Source organism: Paenibacillus woosongensis (assembly GCF_009725165.1).
Classification (GTDB): domain Bacteria; phylum Bacillota; class Bacilli; order Paenibacillales; family Paenibacillaceae; genus Fontibacillus; species Fontibacillus woosongensis.
This window is the reverse complement of sequence record NZ_WNZW01000009.1, coordinates 1-14,068: the sequence shown is the minus strand read 5'-3', so window position 1 is coordinate 14,068 and position 14,068 is coordinate 1. Positions and strand designations below refer to the sequence as shown.

The following is a 14,068-nucleotide window of genomic DNA, read 5'->3' as shown; positions in this document are numbered from 1 at the left end:
AAGATGGAACAAGTTCTAGTTATCCCAAGATATATTCTTAACGATGTAATAAATGACCCTAGCCCTAAAATGTATGTAAATAATATCAGAGAAGTAATGGATAAGGTTCATAGTGAATACGAATTTATGTTGAGGGAAAAAGCAGAGCACGATTTAAATTATAAACAGATAATACCATATGGATTTATAACATATGGGGATTTCTTCTTTGTGATGAAAAGGCTAAAAAAACAAAACGAAACTCGACTTCATAACAAAATTTCCATTGGTGTGGGAGGACATATTAACCCTATCGAACTTGAATCAAAAAATATTATCGAAGCAGGCTTATTTCGCGAGCTTGATGAAGAAGTTTATTTAGATAAGGATCACATAGAATCAGTAGAGATTATAGGAATAATTAATGATGACACAAATGAGGTAGGGAAAGTGCATTTAGGTTTCGTTTATCATATTATCTTAAACAAAAAAGAATGCGATATTGCTGAAAAAGACAAAATGTTAGGTGAATGGATTCATAAAGAAGATATAAAGGATTGCTATAACGAAATGGAGTCGTGGACACAAATTATATTCGATAATATAAAGGGGTAGGTAAAGATAAAGGGAATTTGTGGATCAGAAATAATTTCTAAACCTTATTTGTGTGTAGCTGCTCTTTTACAAATAATAATTAAAAACGAATTTAATCGCGACATCAATCAGCAAATTATTGCAGATTTTTTTGGAATTAATCTTCCAATTGATCAAAAAGATAACAGTAATCTCGTTACCAGCAATATGGAATATGTTGAAGATGATAATAAATTAGGAATAATTATTAAAGACAATTCTATAAATCAATTTTTTCAAGAGTACAAAATTCCAATGATAGAGGATTATTTACCGATTTATGAAATTGATGATATGGTATATGAAACTCAACTAAATCAGTTGGCTTCGGAAGATGTTTACGTGATTTGTGGTTATGACTATGATTTTTTACATCACCGAGAAGCTACCGGAGTAGGTCATGTTTCTATAATTACTGATTACAATCCTCAAACAAATATTGTAACTATATATGATCCAGGTCCTAAAAATCCTGGTTATAAAAGTGTTATAGATTACGACTTGTACAGATCAATAAAAATAAAAAAAGACGGCTTTTGGATAATAAAAAGAAAGAAATAATGATGGTTTTGTATTTCTTCATACCGTAGACAGTTAAAATAGAATCCCGTTTTCATGATTTAATAACTATTAACCGAAGGTTTTTATGTCATCAAGGAATAGACATTTTATCTGGTATAACGAAAAGACAAAGAAGGAAGTTGAGAGAACACATGCTTAAGAAGAGCAGTATGACTGCTCTTCTTAAGCATGTTTATAATAAAAATAATGTATTAGAGTAGTATGGTTGTTTTAACTAGAAATTCAGAAGTTTCCACTTTTACTTGTCAGGCATACGAGCTAGAGTAACTATCTCTCAATAAAAGTAAGATATATCGGGTTTAAATTAATCGATATATACAAAAGATTGGGGGGGAACTGAATGATAAACGTCACCGAGCTCTCTTGTTTTAGAATACTTTTTATAGCTCTTTATTTTTATGGCATATCCTTTTTCTTTCTTCGTAAAATACTCAAAAAAGAAATGTTCATCAATTCCCGAATAGTTCTTAGTTTCTTGCCAGAGAGAGTCTATGTCATCAAAAAGAATAGATTCAATTTCAAATTCACCAACTACACGACTAATAGGCGCAGTTGCATAAACCACGACCCTACTGATGTCTTTTCGTTTAAAAATAGTCTTACGGTATTCATATTTTTTTTGTCCTGAAAATATTTTGTTCACAAATTCCGGTTTAATTGATAATAATACGTTCATCAATTTGTGCCTCCCGTAAGATGTCCTTAAAATTTTGATATGTGATTCTCACAAAACCTCGTGGAGCTGCGTGAACGCTTTGGATAACACCTAATTCAATAAGTCTCTTCATGTTTATTCGCTTTGGAAAAGAATAGGAATAGAGAAAATTAACTATGAAGGGTCTGCTCTTTTTATAGTGCCAAAACTCAAGCAGTTCCTTATCACTAAATACACTTCTTTTCTTGCATAAGTCTATAAAATGTTGGGGAGTTTTAATGTCAGTGATAATGCTTTCAACGATGCCTAACGTTGTAACCACACTCTCATAGTACCCTCCAGTTCGATAAAATACAATAATGTCACCTTTGTTGAGATTCCTTTCAATCGATCTTGAAATGAAAACTTTACTTATTGCATTCCTGAAAGGTTCATTTTCAATGTAATCTTCTGGTGACTCTGTACGTAATATAGAGTCTGGAAATAAATTCGTATGGTATTCCGGATATATTGGAGTAATAAATATTTCTTTGTTTGTATCATGAAATGGGAATGTATATTTTGGATTCATGTCATCAAACGCTGGCTGGAAATCCCGTATGTAGACTAATTCTGCATCATCCTTGGTACCATGCTTGGTGAATCCAAAATCTGTGAGTAAATTAATTAGTCGTATTTGCTCCATGCTCTTATCAAATATGGTAACGTAAATTTCATCAACTCTGAACCTTAATGCATTATCAAAAATAATTTTTAGAAATCGTTCTCCAAGTTTGTATCCATTCATGGTCACTTTAAATGTTCCAATTTTCAGACGTTTCTTTTTAGAAAATGGAGGTGATATATTGGAGTAGTTTTCATTTTCATCCTCGATTTTCAAATACAAAAAAGCAGCCACATTATCATCCATTTTACAAATATAAGCTATTTCATCTGCCTTTTTATTGAACCATTTTTCAAAACCAGGGTAGTCTTCTTTCAAACTATCGAAGAATGGATCGTTTAGATTTATATCTCCCATGTACTCTTTTGTAACTGAAAGAACTTTATAATTAATCAATTCAGGATGCTCATTAGTTACCTTTTCTAAAAAGGAATCGATCGTAAATACTTTAGCAGAAAGGTTCAGTTTAGTAGCTTTTAAGGCTATTTTTCGATCCTCGGTTATTAACATATCAACACGTTCAGCTGCTAGTTCATTTAATAGCTTAGTATCATTTATATCGTTCAGATTTTTATCGTATTCGTTTGAAATACTAGTAACCATTGAAGTTATTGGGGCCTGAGTTTTCATGAGATGATAACTATCGAGTTTAATGACCATAGAGCTAACGGCTTGTTTGTCTTCATATCTTTTAATTTCTTCAACAGTTACCGGATGAACGCATTTCGTATAACCTAGTTTGTCGAGCCATCTAAAGAGAACTCCAATATCATTCTTCTTTACGTTACTGGTTTCACGATGAATCACGATATTAGTATCAAGTAACACTTTCATTTTACCACTCCTAGTTCGGTGATAAATTTATGTATGTCATTTTCTGAATGCAAATTTTGATTGTAAATATAATGTGGAATATTTAAATTATGCGATAGGGATACAGCGTGGCGAATTTCTTCATTTTGAAATTGTTCAATAAGATTAAATTCGTAATCAATATTGTCACGTCTTTTAAGACGTTCAACAATTCTACTTACAGTATCAGTAACAATAATGAAGGCAATAGGTTCTATTTGCTGAAAGACTTGGTCGGATATTTTTGAAATATCACGTTTTTCATTTAGTAAACAAAAATGGCCATCCAGAAAAAAGATATTCTTCATTGCCTTAATATCTTTTAGACCCGCAATAAGTAGTGCTTGGTTAATATCTATATCTGGGATCAGTTTTTCAGATGGTAAGTTTTGTTTTTTTAATTTTGAAATTATATTACTTGCAGAGTAAGCAGGTATTTGATATGTATTAACCAAACTTTCACAAATAGTGGTTTTACCTACTCCGTGTACACCACCTATAAAAATTAAACCTTTCAATATTTAATCTCCTTTCGCAAATATTACTATATACCCAGATGATACCATGGTTAGTCGTTTATTACCATGCGTTCTTATAGAAGAATGAGATGAGACTATTAGAATAAAAATAGAAACATATTTATCGTTTCATCTTTATACATATCAAATAACTTATCAATTTAGTAACCATCTACTTGGCTAATTTACAGAGGAAGGATTTACCGGGATTTGTTTTGTCACAATATTATTCTGTTTCCTGTATATTATTCAGATATCAAGAGAAGCCCCGCATCCGATATATGAATATTTTTATATGTTGATCATTTGATGAAGCATGGAAATTTATACTAGAAGTTGCCTGGGGCTTCCTTGCTTTTTGTAATTGGGAGTGAAAAATGCTGAGGTCACTTGCCAGAAAAAATGTTACTACGGTTCCATGGTTTGATTGAGCCGGATGCCTTCGCTTGTGATAGAAAGAGGTCCACTTGACCTAACGCCAATCTATCAGATTAGGAAGGATTTCCCTGAGGTTTGTCGAAAGTACCCCTAACTAGAGCTTTAGGCATGGAAGGGTGAATGGCGACCATGATGAACATACTGAAGTATTGGAGAAACAGCTTAGCCGATGCGGACTGGTTGGATCCGAATTTTAACAAGATGAAGCCCAGTGGGTTTTTAATTGAATATGATGCAATTGAGAAAGGTGTCGTATCCTCGGATACCGTACAGCAGTTTATTTCCAAGTGTAAGGATAAGGATAAGAAGAAGATTTTTGATGTGGTAGTGTGCCCTGCCGTAACTTATGTAAAAAAAGAGCATGGCAGCACGATCAACTATAGATTACCTGAAGCTATTGCTCCATTATGGATTCCGGCCTTACTAGATGTATCCGGAACATTAAAGCCTCACCCACGATATACGCCCTGGATTTGCAGGGACTATCTGGAACCGAGTGAAACTGAAGTTTTACCGATGGGGAATGTTGATCAGGTGGATGAGTATCTTTCAACACGATCTGTAAACCGGGAAAGCTGGGCGGATTATTTAAACTTCTCTCTCGAATTATTTAATAATGTCACGGGTTCACTCCTTTCGGAGTGGACACATGAACAGTATCGTTTATCTGATGAAAGTTATCTTTTCATCAATGATCTTGTCACTGGAACTTCGAGAGCCATACAGGATCTTTACGGCAATATCGAGATAGACCAAGTCCAATCGCCTTTGCAGCTAACGTTTGCAAGCATAGAAAGTCAACCTCCGTTACCTGCATTGAAGGAGATAGATTCCGAGAAGCTTTCTATTGGTCACTATGGGCAGATGAGTAATCAGTTCTACCTTTCCAACTCGCAGCGACAGGCTATGCATCATGCAACGCTGCTAAACGATGGGGATTTGATAGCGGTCAATGGCCCGCCGGGGACAGGAAAAACGACATTGTTACAAAGTGTTGTCGCCACTTCTGTTGTTCACCATGCAATTCATAAAATGGAGCCGCCAGTCATTGTCGTGACTTCTACAAATAACAATGCGGTTACTAATGTTATTGGAAGCTTTGGAAAAGTGAATGAAGTGGGGGAGAATCCCCTTTCCGGTCGATGGATTCCCGATATTACGAGCTACGGATCTTATTTGAGATCTTCCTTCAAAGACGAACACGAAGATGAAGACTGGTTAACCGTAATGACTGGACAAGGCGGATTTCGGGGTTACTTTGAGCACATTGAAACGACGGAATTCCTAGCTCAAGCCTCCCAGTACTATTTGGAAAAATGTTCTCAATATTTTGCAGCGGATATCGTTACCGTCGATGATGCAATCGACTTGTTGCACGGTAGTCTTGTTAAAGTATCACAAGAAATTCAAGATATTGTAAACACCCATGTTAAGTATCAAGAATTGGAAGTTTCTATTAAGGCCAAGTATCCCGAAGGTATTCAAAATGTGATTCAAGAACGAACGGAACATGTAAATCGAGCAATAGAGGAATTGGCTGAACTAGAGAAGACACGGGTCGAGTGGAAGAAGTTTCTTTTGGAAGAACCCTGGTGGATCCCTTTGCTGCTTAAAATTCCCGTTGTCAAAAATATAGCTATTCGCAAGAAGCAATTAAGGAACTTACTCTTTTGTTCCCTTAACCAACTACCCGATATGCCCCAAGAGGAGCAAATTGATATGTGGTTCGCAGACAGCCGCAACAGGTTGAGAGGAAAGAGGGAGCAGGCAGAAGCGCAGTTGTCGGAAGTGAAGAAGGAATATGAGGAATATGTAACAGCGCAGAATAAATGGGAAGAGGTCGCATCTACCCTTTCGATACAAGGAGAAGAGACCTATTTGGAGTATTTGGATCGAACGAGCCGTTATGAGGCGTTTAAGCTCGCCGTTCATTATTGGGAAGGTCAATGGTTGTTAGAAACGGAAAGAATGCTATCGGATCCGAGCTATAATCGGAAAAATGGAAAGAAAGGGCGCGCACTACTGTGGAGGAGATTGGCCAAGTTAACGCCTTGTTTTGTCACAACCTTATATATGTTACCTACTTTTTTTAGTGCATATCAAGCGAGGCTGCATCCCATGTATGAGTATATTGATATGCTGATTATTGATGAAGCTGGGCAAGTTGTACCTGAAGTTGCTGGGGCTTCCTTTGCCTTAGCCAAGAAGGCGATTATTGTCGGAGATACTTTGCAAATACAGCCCGTTTGGAGCATCCCTATTACGGTGGATATGGGCAATTTACAACGATATGGATTGCAGACAGACCCCGACGCTTATGATGAACTAAGAATTACAGGGATCCCGGCGTCTTGCGGCTCCGTCATGGAAATTGCCAGAAGACACACTAAATATACTATTTCGGAGTCGGATGGAGGATTTTTGTTAACAGAGCATCGTAGGTGCGTACCTGAAATTATTGCCTACTGCAATGAACTGGCTTATCACGGGAAACTGGAACCTAAGCGGAAATCGATCAAAGATTACTTACTACCGCATATGGGATACGCTCATATTCCGGGTACTTCACGGAAACGAGGAGGCAGCCTAGAGAATAAACTCGAAGCGGAAGTGATTGTCAGTTGGATTGACCGAAATAAGGATAAGCTTTTGGAATACTACTCGTCAGAGGGGCTAACTCGGATCGAGGACATTGTTGCCATTGTAACTCCGTTTTCTTCTCAGAAATGGTTACTCCTAAATAAGTTAAAACGTGCAGGATTGAAAGGAGTAAAAGCGGGTACGGTACATACATTACAGGGAGATGAACGCCCGATCGTCTTATTTTCTCCGGTGTACGACAGTAACCACTCTTCAGGGTACTTCTTCGACCAAGGGGTTTCGATGTTGAACGTGGCTGTATCCAGAGCGAGGGACAGCTTTCTTGTGTTTGGCGATATGAGAGTGTTCTCTCCTGCTAGTCCGACACCATCAGGCTTGCTTGCTAAGTATTTATTTGCCAAAGAGGAAAATGAAATCAAGAACATTGATTTGGGGGACTACTTTAACACCCGTTACGGTGCACCCGTCGAGCATATTCATGAACTAGAGGCTCACCAACAACTTCTTCGGGATTGCATTCAATCGGCTAACCAAGAGGTTCATATTGTCTCCCCGTACCTATCGTCAGTCGCTATTGAAGCTGATCAGCTTCAGCCGTTGTTTGATGAAGCTGTGCAGCGTGGCATCACGGTGTCGGTATATACAAACGAAGCATTAAACTACAATAAGAGTGAGCTTAAGTATACTTATGTAAAAGCCAAACAGATTTTGCAGGAACACGGGGTACAGCTACATCTGACCGACAGAGTCCATAGTAAGGCGTTGTGGGTGGATACCAATGTCTTGATTGAAGGCTCCTTCAATTGGCTATCTGCCAGGAGGAACCCATCTCATCAGTGGTGTTATTATGAGACGTCTTTGGTCTATCGCGGCCCGGATGTTGGAGCGATGATTGGGAAGATCAGGGAAGATTTGGATAAGAGGAAATTGGTGCAGAGGATTTCGGGTTAGGTGGTCAAAAAAACCTTTCTGTAGCAATGTATTACAGAACTAATAGATGCCTGGATATATGGTCACAATCAACTAGTGTCTTGTGCTACTGAGAATAGGTCATATGTACTGGAAGCTTCTAAAGCCATTTGGTATTATTAAACAATAAGTATAGGGATAACCATTAGAAATTAGAAAGAGGAGTTACTAATGAGTGTACATTTAGAAGATTTATGCAAGGATTATTCCGACAATAAAATTGTTCCGTTTATTGGAGCGGGTTTATCTATTCCATTTAATGTTCCCGATTGGAGTAACTTAATTAGATCCATAGCCGACAAGTACGCTGTAGATGATCTGGACTTTGTAAAGTTAGCAGTTGAGAAAGACTTACAGAGATATGATTACTGGCAGGCGATTGATACCTTGAAGAATTACACAACAGTACAAGAAGAGGATATTCAAGAGCATATTGCAAATACCATCAATACTAGAATAGAAATGATCGAAAATGAATTATTACATAATTATTTTGACTTACAAAAAATGGACTTTAATCTTTATTTAACAACTAATTATGAAAATATTTTACAGGAGTATCTTAAATGCAAATTGAACCCCATATTACTGAAAGATATACAATTTAATATTCAAAATCTATTTGATGAAAGAAGAGTACTTCAACTTCATGGCACGACTTCCAACTATGGAACAATAGTCATTAGTAGAGATAGTTATAGAACTCTCTATAATGATAAAAAATATGAAAGTTTATTGCAATTAATAACAGGATCAAAAAAACTACTTTTTATGGGTTTTTCATTTGATGATCAATTTATAAGAACATTAATAAGAGAGCATAGACAATTTTTTATGTCTAAACACTATATAATTCTAGCTGATCCCACACAAGAAAAAATAAAGGAGCTCCGAGAAGAGTATGGTTTACTTACGATACCATATAAAACTTCGGAATCTACGCATGCAATCGAGATTAGGAAAATATTAGAACAATTGAATCGACATAAACAGACCAACTTGAATAATCCACAAAGTCAAGAAAATCAAACACTAGGCAACTCGATTGTTGTGGGTGCAGGAATCGATGATTTTAATAAGAATATGGCTAATAACTTATTTTATAAAAAGCTAGAGATTGAAAATATTGATCAATCCCTGATTGAGCTTAGTTCAGCATTCTATGTTGCGTCGGAAGAATATATTCGAGAATTAAAGAAAGCAGGAATACCATTAAATATTATAGATGCCATGTTAGGAAAGGTGTTTATTAAATACAAAGAAAGATATGTAGATACTTACAAAAAACATGGGAATAGTGAAGAATTTTTGACCATTGTTCATTCGAGTCTAGAAAATTTAGATTATGGTAGAATAAAACAATTACTTAATAATAATTTAGCCGATGAAGATGAGACTAGGGGATTAATTCACATTTTAGCTGATGATGAAAAAATGAAGGTATGGTGGGGGGAGAATAGATGCTAATCGATAAATCTCAATATTCATCTGTCCCATCATCAATAGAATTATTATTTGAGAACGATAAGTTAGATATTATGAAAATACTTTGTTTAATATACGCATTATCAGTTAAAAGACAAAGATATATAAAAGCTTCTGAAATTTTGTTTTACTTTGCACTTGTTAATTATAACTTAATTGGAATATTTGGTGGTAACGATTGTATTACGTCCCCTAATTTATATTTTAGATTTCAGGCAAGATTCAAGCCACTTTTGATCAGTATGGAAAAATTAGGATTGTTGGAATTGAATGCGAATGTTTTTACTAAACCTGAGGATATTAAATTTAAAATAACAATAAAAGGTAGGGGATTTTTTGAAGAAAACAAATCAGAATTTTTTATAGAGCTCCAAGAAAAGTACTTAGAGACATTTGAATTGGTGAAATTCACTAGTGAAAATTCAAAGAAATTAAAGGAGGGGAAACTTTGAATCGTATAGTAATAAAAAAACTTATTATACAAGGAATATCGTATAGACGAACAATCGAGTTTAATGAAGGTTTAACAATTATTAGTGGTGAGAAAACATCAGGAAAATCTTTAATTCTAAGCCTTATTGATTACTGCCTTGGGAAAAGAAGCAAAATAGATTTAAGTGTTCAGACAGAGTTGGATAATTACTGCGATGAGGTTTTTGTTGAATTATCTATTAATGACGAGATAATGACATTTAATAGAGCTTTAAAAAAGAAGTTTGATAAGATAAATATATATTTTTGTCAATTTATAGCTTTAGATGAATATACACCAAAGATTTTAGATATAAAAGAAGCTATGCAATTTTTAATGCAAAAGTTAGGTGTAAATGAGTACAAATTAATCAGGCATAAGCAGCATAGTACGGAAAAGGAAATAGATACAGTATCATTTAGAGATATATTTAGATATGTATATATACACCAACATGATTTAGGGACAGGAAATTTTTTAGAGAAAAGTAATGTATTTAAGGCAAATAAAAATCTCCATGCTTTTAAAATGATGTTTAACTTGATTGATGTTGATAAAGACACTTTAAGCGAAAAGTTAGTTGAGGTTCAAAATAAAATATCGGAAACTAAAAAAGAACTTATAGGTTTAAAATCTTACCTGAAAGATAGAGATGCAGAGGATCCCTTTAAATTACATCTAACCATAGAAAAAATTAGTAGAGAAATAGAGGAAAAAAGAAAAGAAAAAGATAATGTTATATTGAATAGTAAATCTAATGAAAATAAAGAAAATCAGTTGTATATCAAGTTGAAAAGTGACTTAGAGAATATTTCTAATGAAATATTTAGTCTTAGAAAAGAAGAAAAATTGTTGAATTTATCCATTGCCTCTAAAAATTTATTATTAGAAGAGTATGGAGTAGAACTTTCGGAAGTTGAAGAAACCTTAAACATTAACTATAAATTAGTGATTTTTGATCAAACACTTGAATGTCCTTTGTGTAATTCTGAAATAAAACACAATCATAACGATGAAAGCAAAGGTAATGAGACTGAGCAAATGTTGCTAAAAGTAAAAAAAGAGATTAATAGCAAGATAACTTTAGTATCAGGACTAATAGACACAGAAAAAAAGAAATTAGTAGAAATAAATAAAGAAATATCAGAATTAAATCAAAAACGTGAAATTTTTGATGAAGCAATTCGAGTATTTAGTAAAAAGACAGATGTACCTTTTCTTTCTCAAATTGAAACTATAAACAGCATTATAAATAGGTTAACTAAGGATCAAGAAGTTCTTAAAGAAAGTATAAGAATGTATAATAAAATTGAGGAAAAAGAAAATTATATTAAAACATTAGAAATTCAAGAAGATAAATTAAAGGAAAAACTAGCAGCCTTACAAGTGAAAGGAGGGGAGAAGGACAAGATTTTGAATTTTCTCGATAGTGAATATAAAAAATACATGAGTAGATTAAAATATGAGTTATTGGACGGTACCTTTATCAATAGAGATGAATATATACCGTATTATAACGGAGCTAGTGTCTACGCTCATGAAAGTGGAGGTTTATTAGAAAGCATGCAGCTTTCTTTTTTAGGTGCTATACTTAATAGTAAGGAAGCAGGTTATGCAGAAGGACATCCTGGATTGTTAATGTTAGACTCGATAAGTAAGTATGTAGGGACATTGAAGAAGGATGAAAACGAGCATAGCAAGCTAGAAGATTCTCTTAGTCATAAGGACAGTATAAAAGATCCTGAAGTCTATGAAGAGTTTTATAAAATATTAATTGAGTTGGGTGCTAACCATCAAATTATACTTGTCGAAAATACCCCTCCTCAGAAATTCGATAGACTTTATACAAAATATACCTTTTATAATGGGAAACACGGCTTAATAGATGAGGATGCAAATGAAATCAAATAAATCTTAACCTACTTCCTAAACAGTTGTATCTTTTCATATAAAACCACCCTTCTCGGGTGGTTTATTTATTCCTCCTCTACCAACTCAATAATCTCCCGAATATCACTAATATTTAGCGCCTCCGCGATTCTTTCAATGTGACTAAAGCTGATGCTTTCTCGTTTACCGTTCGACAGTTCACTTAGTGCAGCGTGCCTGACATCAGATAGCCTGGATAATTCTCGTAAGGAAATATTATGTTTTTTGGTGAGTTCTCCTATTTTTATGACAACTTTCTTCTTCATTTTTTAAAATCACCCCTAATGGAATCATTCCCAACTTGACTATACGCATAAGCGTAACGTATAATGATTTCATTAGTGGTACGTGGATGCGTATCGTAAAACGGGTTTATATATGATTCTTGATTGTCTAATGAACCCGCCCTAAAAGGAGGCCTCCCCCATGCAATCCCTACTCGAATCCCTATACTACGGTCATCTCGTACCCGAAGAACAATTGGTTCCCAAAGACCCCATGTATCGCAAGAAGGGCAGGGAACTGTCTGAAAAAATAGAAGCCTGGAAGCTGAAGCTATCCAGCGATGAATTCGCCGAGCTTGAGGCGCTGTTGGATTTGCAGCAGCAAATCCAGAGCATGGAGATGACGTCGGCGTTCACCTACGGCTTCAAGCTGGGGGCGGTTATGATCATAGAAATTCACCTGGATCATGGGGTGGGCAATATCTCTAAACATGATGATGAATATTGAGTAGCCCAGCTTAACCCTACCCGACCTGGCGACACAATCAAGCCCTAGCTCCCCTAATCAATACCTCTTCACCCTTAAGTCCCCCCAAATTCCTTCCATGTTCTCTAACCCCTCTCTACGTCTGCATTTATAATATAGTCACACAGCGGCAAGGCTGACTTAAGCCATATTTGCTACTATCGGAGGCTGCAGGTCACAGGCCACATAGCGGTCGGGTCGCTCGCAGCTAGATCGCTGTCAAACTTCTTTGTTGCCTACATCCACCGCTATCCCAGATAGTCCAAAGAAATGGTTGTAAATTTCAATTTCTTCTTATATTTTCTTTACTAACAGGAACTTCAAAAAGGAAGGTGAGATCGGCTTGGGGAAAACCGAACTGAATATAAGCAAGGTGAACCAGAACAAGGTGGGTCCTAAGAAGTTAATTCAAGCTGGGGGAAATCAGAGCAAGATCAATTTACTGACCAAGCTATTGATTTCCTATTTGCTGGTGCTGCTGTTTCCGGTCATGATCATTGTGCTGTATTACTATCCGTATTCGGCGGAGGTGGTCAAAGAGAAGGAGATGGACTGGAACGCCCATATTACGGAGCAGTTCATGACGTCGATGGACACGTTCACGCGGTATGTGTACAATCTGCCGTTTGAGCTGGTGCAGAATCGAGAGTTCCGGTTGTATCAGGCCGAGGAGAGTGATTACCAGCGCGTGCTGATTTCGAATGAGATGAAAAAGTACAACGCGACCGAAGCACTACGGTCATCTCATACCCGAAGAACAATTGGTTTCCAAAGATCCCCTGTATCGCAAAAAGGGCAGAGAACTGTCTGAAAAAATAGAAGTCTGGAAGAAGAAGCTGTCCAGTGACGAATTTGCCGAGCTTGAGGCACTGTTGGACTTAGAGCAGCAAATTCAGAGCATGGAAGTGACGGCAGCGTTCGCCTACGGGTTCAAGCTGGGAGCGGTTATGATCATTGAAATCCATCTCGATCATGGGGTGGAGCTTATCGCAAACAGGATAACTACAATTTTCATTACATAAGCTGGCATGTGCAAATTTGATAGCTTGATAGAGTAAAACTTCTTCAATAGCTGTGTAAGCTGCATTGACATATTCGTGATGAGAGACTTATTTGGTTTTTATCTCATTTATGACTTAAAAAGGATATAGTAATGTTATATAATGGTTACGATAAAAAGAGTGTGATGTTAGCATTTTATGTACACCAAATTCTTGAGGTCTTTAGGGGGATTACTAATGAAAATGAATTGTTATAAAATGGTTAATTTATTGGCCTTATGTATATTTCTTCTAACAGCATGTTCTAATGGACAGAATGTCTCTAGCCCTTCACGTTCGAGTAATCAGAATAATGAACACAATGAAGTAAATAATAATGTCCAAAACCCTTATATTGTAGAGAATGACTATGCTGGTGAACAGTTGGAACTTGTTAAATTATTAAATTTATCAACAAAATATAGGAATGAAGCCAATTCGGATGAATTTATGAAGCTGATAAGTAGTGAACCAGACACTCCTATTAAGCAAATGAATACA

The 14,068-nt window shown here is 35.8% G+C and carries 14 protein-coding genes; 10 read left to right on the top strand and 4 right to left on the bottom strand.

Going from position 1 to position 14,068, the window contains the following annotated elements; translation table 11 throughout:
- The first annotated feature begins 3 nt into the window (after positions 1-3).
- Together GNP95_RS18600 and GNP95_RS18595 are read left to right on the top strand one after the other, a co-directional pair.
- Positions 4-594, top strand: a complete 591-nt coding sequence (locus GNP95_RS18600) for a hypothetical protein (protein WP_155612362.1) — start codon at positions 4-6, stop codon at positions 592-594.
- Positions 595-642: 48 nt separating this feature from the next.
- The gene (locus tag GNP95_RS18595; RefSeq protein WP_155612361.1) at positions 643-1,173 is read left to right on the top strand and encodes a hypothetical protein; all 531 of its coding nucleotides are present in this window, start codon (positions 643-645) and stop codon (positions 1,171-1,173) included.
- A 325-nt stretch (positions 1,174-1,498) separates the two neighbouring features.
- On the opposite strand, the gene GNP95_RS18590 is transcribed toward GNP95_RS18595, so the two are convergent.
- The 3 genes from GNP95_RS18590 to GNP95_RS18580 are packed head-to-tail and all read right to left on the bottom strand — an operon-like array spanning position 1,499 to position 3,883.
- On the bottom strand, positions 1,499-1,870 hold the full coding sequence (locus GNP95_RS18590) for an ASCH domain-containing protein (RefSeq protein ID WP_155612360.1): 372 nt from the start codon (positions 1,868-1,870) through the stop codon (positions 1,499-1,501).
- Positions 1,848-3,347, bottom strand: coding sequence for a PIN domain-containing protein (locus tag GNP95_RS18585; RefSeq protein ID WP_155612359.1), 1,500 nt, complete (start codon positions 3,345-3,347; stop codon positions 1,848-1,850). Before GNP95_RS18585 ends, GNP95_RS18590 begins: the two co-directional genes overlap by 23 nt.
- Positions 3,344-3,883 (bottom strand): ATP-binding protein, encoded by a 540-nt coding sequence (locus tag GNP95_RS18580; protein WP_155612358.1) that lies wholly within the window; start codon positions 3,881-3,883, stop codon positions 3,344-3,346. The genes GNP95_RS18585 and GNP95_RS18580 overlap by 4 nt, the downstream gene beginning before the upstream one ends.
- Before the next feature lie 567 nt (positions 3,884-4,450).
- Between GNP95_RS18580 and GNP95_RS18575 the strand changes: the two genes are divergently transcribed.
- From GNP95_RS18575 to GNP95_RS18560, 4 genes are all read left to right on the top strand, one after another.
- Positions 4,451-7,873: an AAA domain-containing protein gene (locus GNP95_RS18575; RefSeq protein ID WP_196427245.1), complete on the top strand. Its 3,423-nt coding sequence runs from the start codon at positions 4,451-4,453 to the stop codon at positions 7,871-7,873.
- 189 nt (positions 7,874-8,062) lie between these two features.
- The gene (locus tag GNP95_RS18570; protein ID WP_155612356.1) at positions 8,063-9,358 is read left to right on the top strand and encodes an SIR2 family NAD-dependent protein deacylase; all 1,296 of its coding nucleotides are present in this window, start codon (positions 8,063-8,065) and stop codon (positions 9,356-9,358) included.
- Complete coding sequence (locus GNP95_RS18565; protein ID WP_155612355.1) at positions 9,352-9,828, top strand: hypothetical protein; 477 nt, start codon at positions 9,352-9,354, stop codon at positions 9,826-9,828. The genes GNP95_RS18570 and GNP95_RS18565 overlap by 7 nt, the downstream gene beginning before the upstream one ends.
- A complete protein-coding gene (locus tag GNP95_RS18560; protein WP_155612354.1) occupies positions 9,825-11,759 on the top strand; it encodes an SMC family protein in 1,935 nt (644 codons plus the stop codon). The genes GNP95_RS18565 and GNP95_RS18560 overlap by 4 nt, the downstream gene beginning before the upstream one ends.
- A 65-nt stretch (positions 11,760-11,824) precedes the next feature.
- Here GNP95_RS18560 and GNP95_RS18555 read toward each other — a convergent pair whose 3' ends face one another.
- The gene (locus GNP95_RS18555) at positions 11,825-12,043 is read right to left on the bottom strand and encodes a helix-turn-helix domain-containing protein (protein WP_155612353.1); all 219 of its coding nucleotides are present in this window, start codon (positions 12,041-12,043) and stop codon (positions 11,825-11,827) included.
- Between the two features lie 160 nt (positions 12,044-12,203).
- Between GNP95_RS18555 and GNP95_RS18550 the strand changes: the two genes are divergently transcribed.
- From GNP95_RS18550 to GNP95_RS18535, 4 genes are all read left to right on the top strand, one after another.
- On the top strand, positions 12,204-12,509 hold the full coding sequence (locus tag GNP95_RS18550; protein ID WP_155612352.1) for a DUF6809 family protein: 306 nt from the start codon (positions 12,204-12,206) through the stop codon (positions 12,507-12,509).
- 361 nt (positions 12,510-12,870) lie between these two features.
- Positions 12,871-13,338, top strand: coding sequence for a hypothetical protein (locus GNP95_RS26275; protein ID WP_230873909.1), 468 nt, complete (start codon positions 12,871-12,873; stop codon positions 13,336-13,338).
- A complete protein-coding gene (locus tag GNP95_RS18540) occupies positions 13,289-13,549 on the top strand; it encodes a DUF6809 family protein (protein WP_155612351.1) in 261 nt (86 codons plus the stop codon). Before GNP95_RS26275 ends, GNP95_RS18540 begins: the two co-directional genes overlap by 50 nt.
- Before the next feature lie 216 nt (positions 13,550-13,765).
- The coding region (locus GNP95_RS18535) for a hypothetical protein (RefSeq protein WP_196427244.1) at positions 13,766-14,068 on the top strand (303 nt) is incomplete at its 3' end.

What these genes read in the sequence shown, in the direction of transcription:
- GNP95_RS18555 (WP_155612353.1), bottom strand. Translation starts at nt 12,043, where the DNA reads ATGAAGAAGAAAGTTGTCATAAAAATAGGAGAACTCACCAAAAAACAT.
- GNP95_RS18565 (WP_155612355.1), top strand. Translation starts at nt 9,352, where the DNA reads ATGCTAATCGATAAATCTCAATATTCATCTGTCCCATCATCAATAGAA.
- GNP95_RS18570 (WP_155612356.1), top strand. Translation starts at nt 8,063, where the DNA reads ATGAGTGTACATTTAGAAGATTTATGCAAGGATTATTCCGACAATAAA.
- GNP95_RS18585 (WP_155612359.1), bottom strand. Translation starts at nt 3,347, where the DNA reads ATGAAAGTGTTACTTGATACTAATATCGTGATTCATCGTGAAACCAGT.
- GNP95_RS18600 (WP_155612362.1), top strand. Translation starts at nt 4, where the DNA reads ATGGAACAAGTTCTAGTTATCCCAAGATATATTCTTAACGATGTAATA.
- GNP95_RS18550 (WP_155612352.1), top strand. Translation starts at nt 12,204, where the DNA reads ATGCAATCCCTACTCGAATCCCTATACTACGGTCATCTCGTACCCGAA.
- GNP95_RS18575 (WP_196427245.1), top strand. Translation starts at nt 4,451, where the DNA reads ATGATGAACATACTGAAGTATTGGAGAAACAGCTTAGCCGATGCGGAC.
- GNP95_RS18590 (WP_155612360.1), bottom strand. Translation starts at nt 1,870, where the DNA reads ATGAACGTATTATTATCAATTAAACCGGAATTTGTGAACAAAATATTT.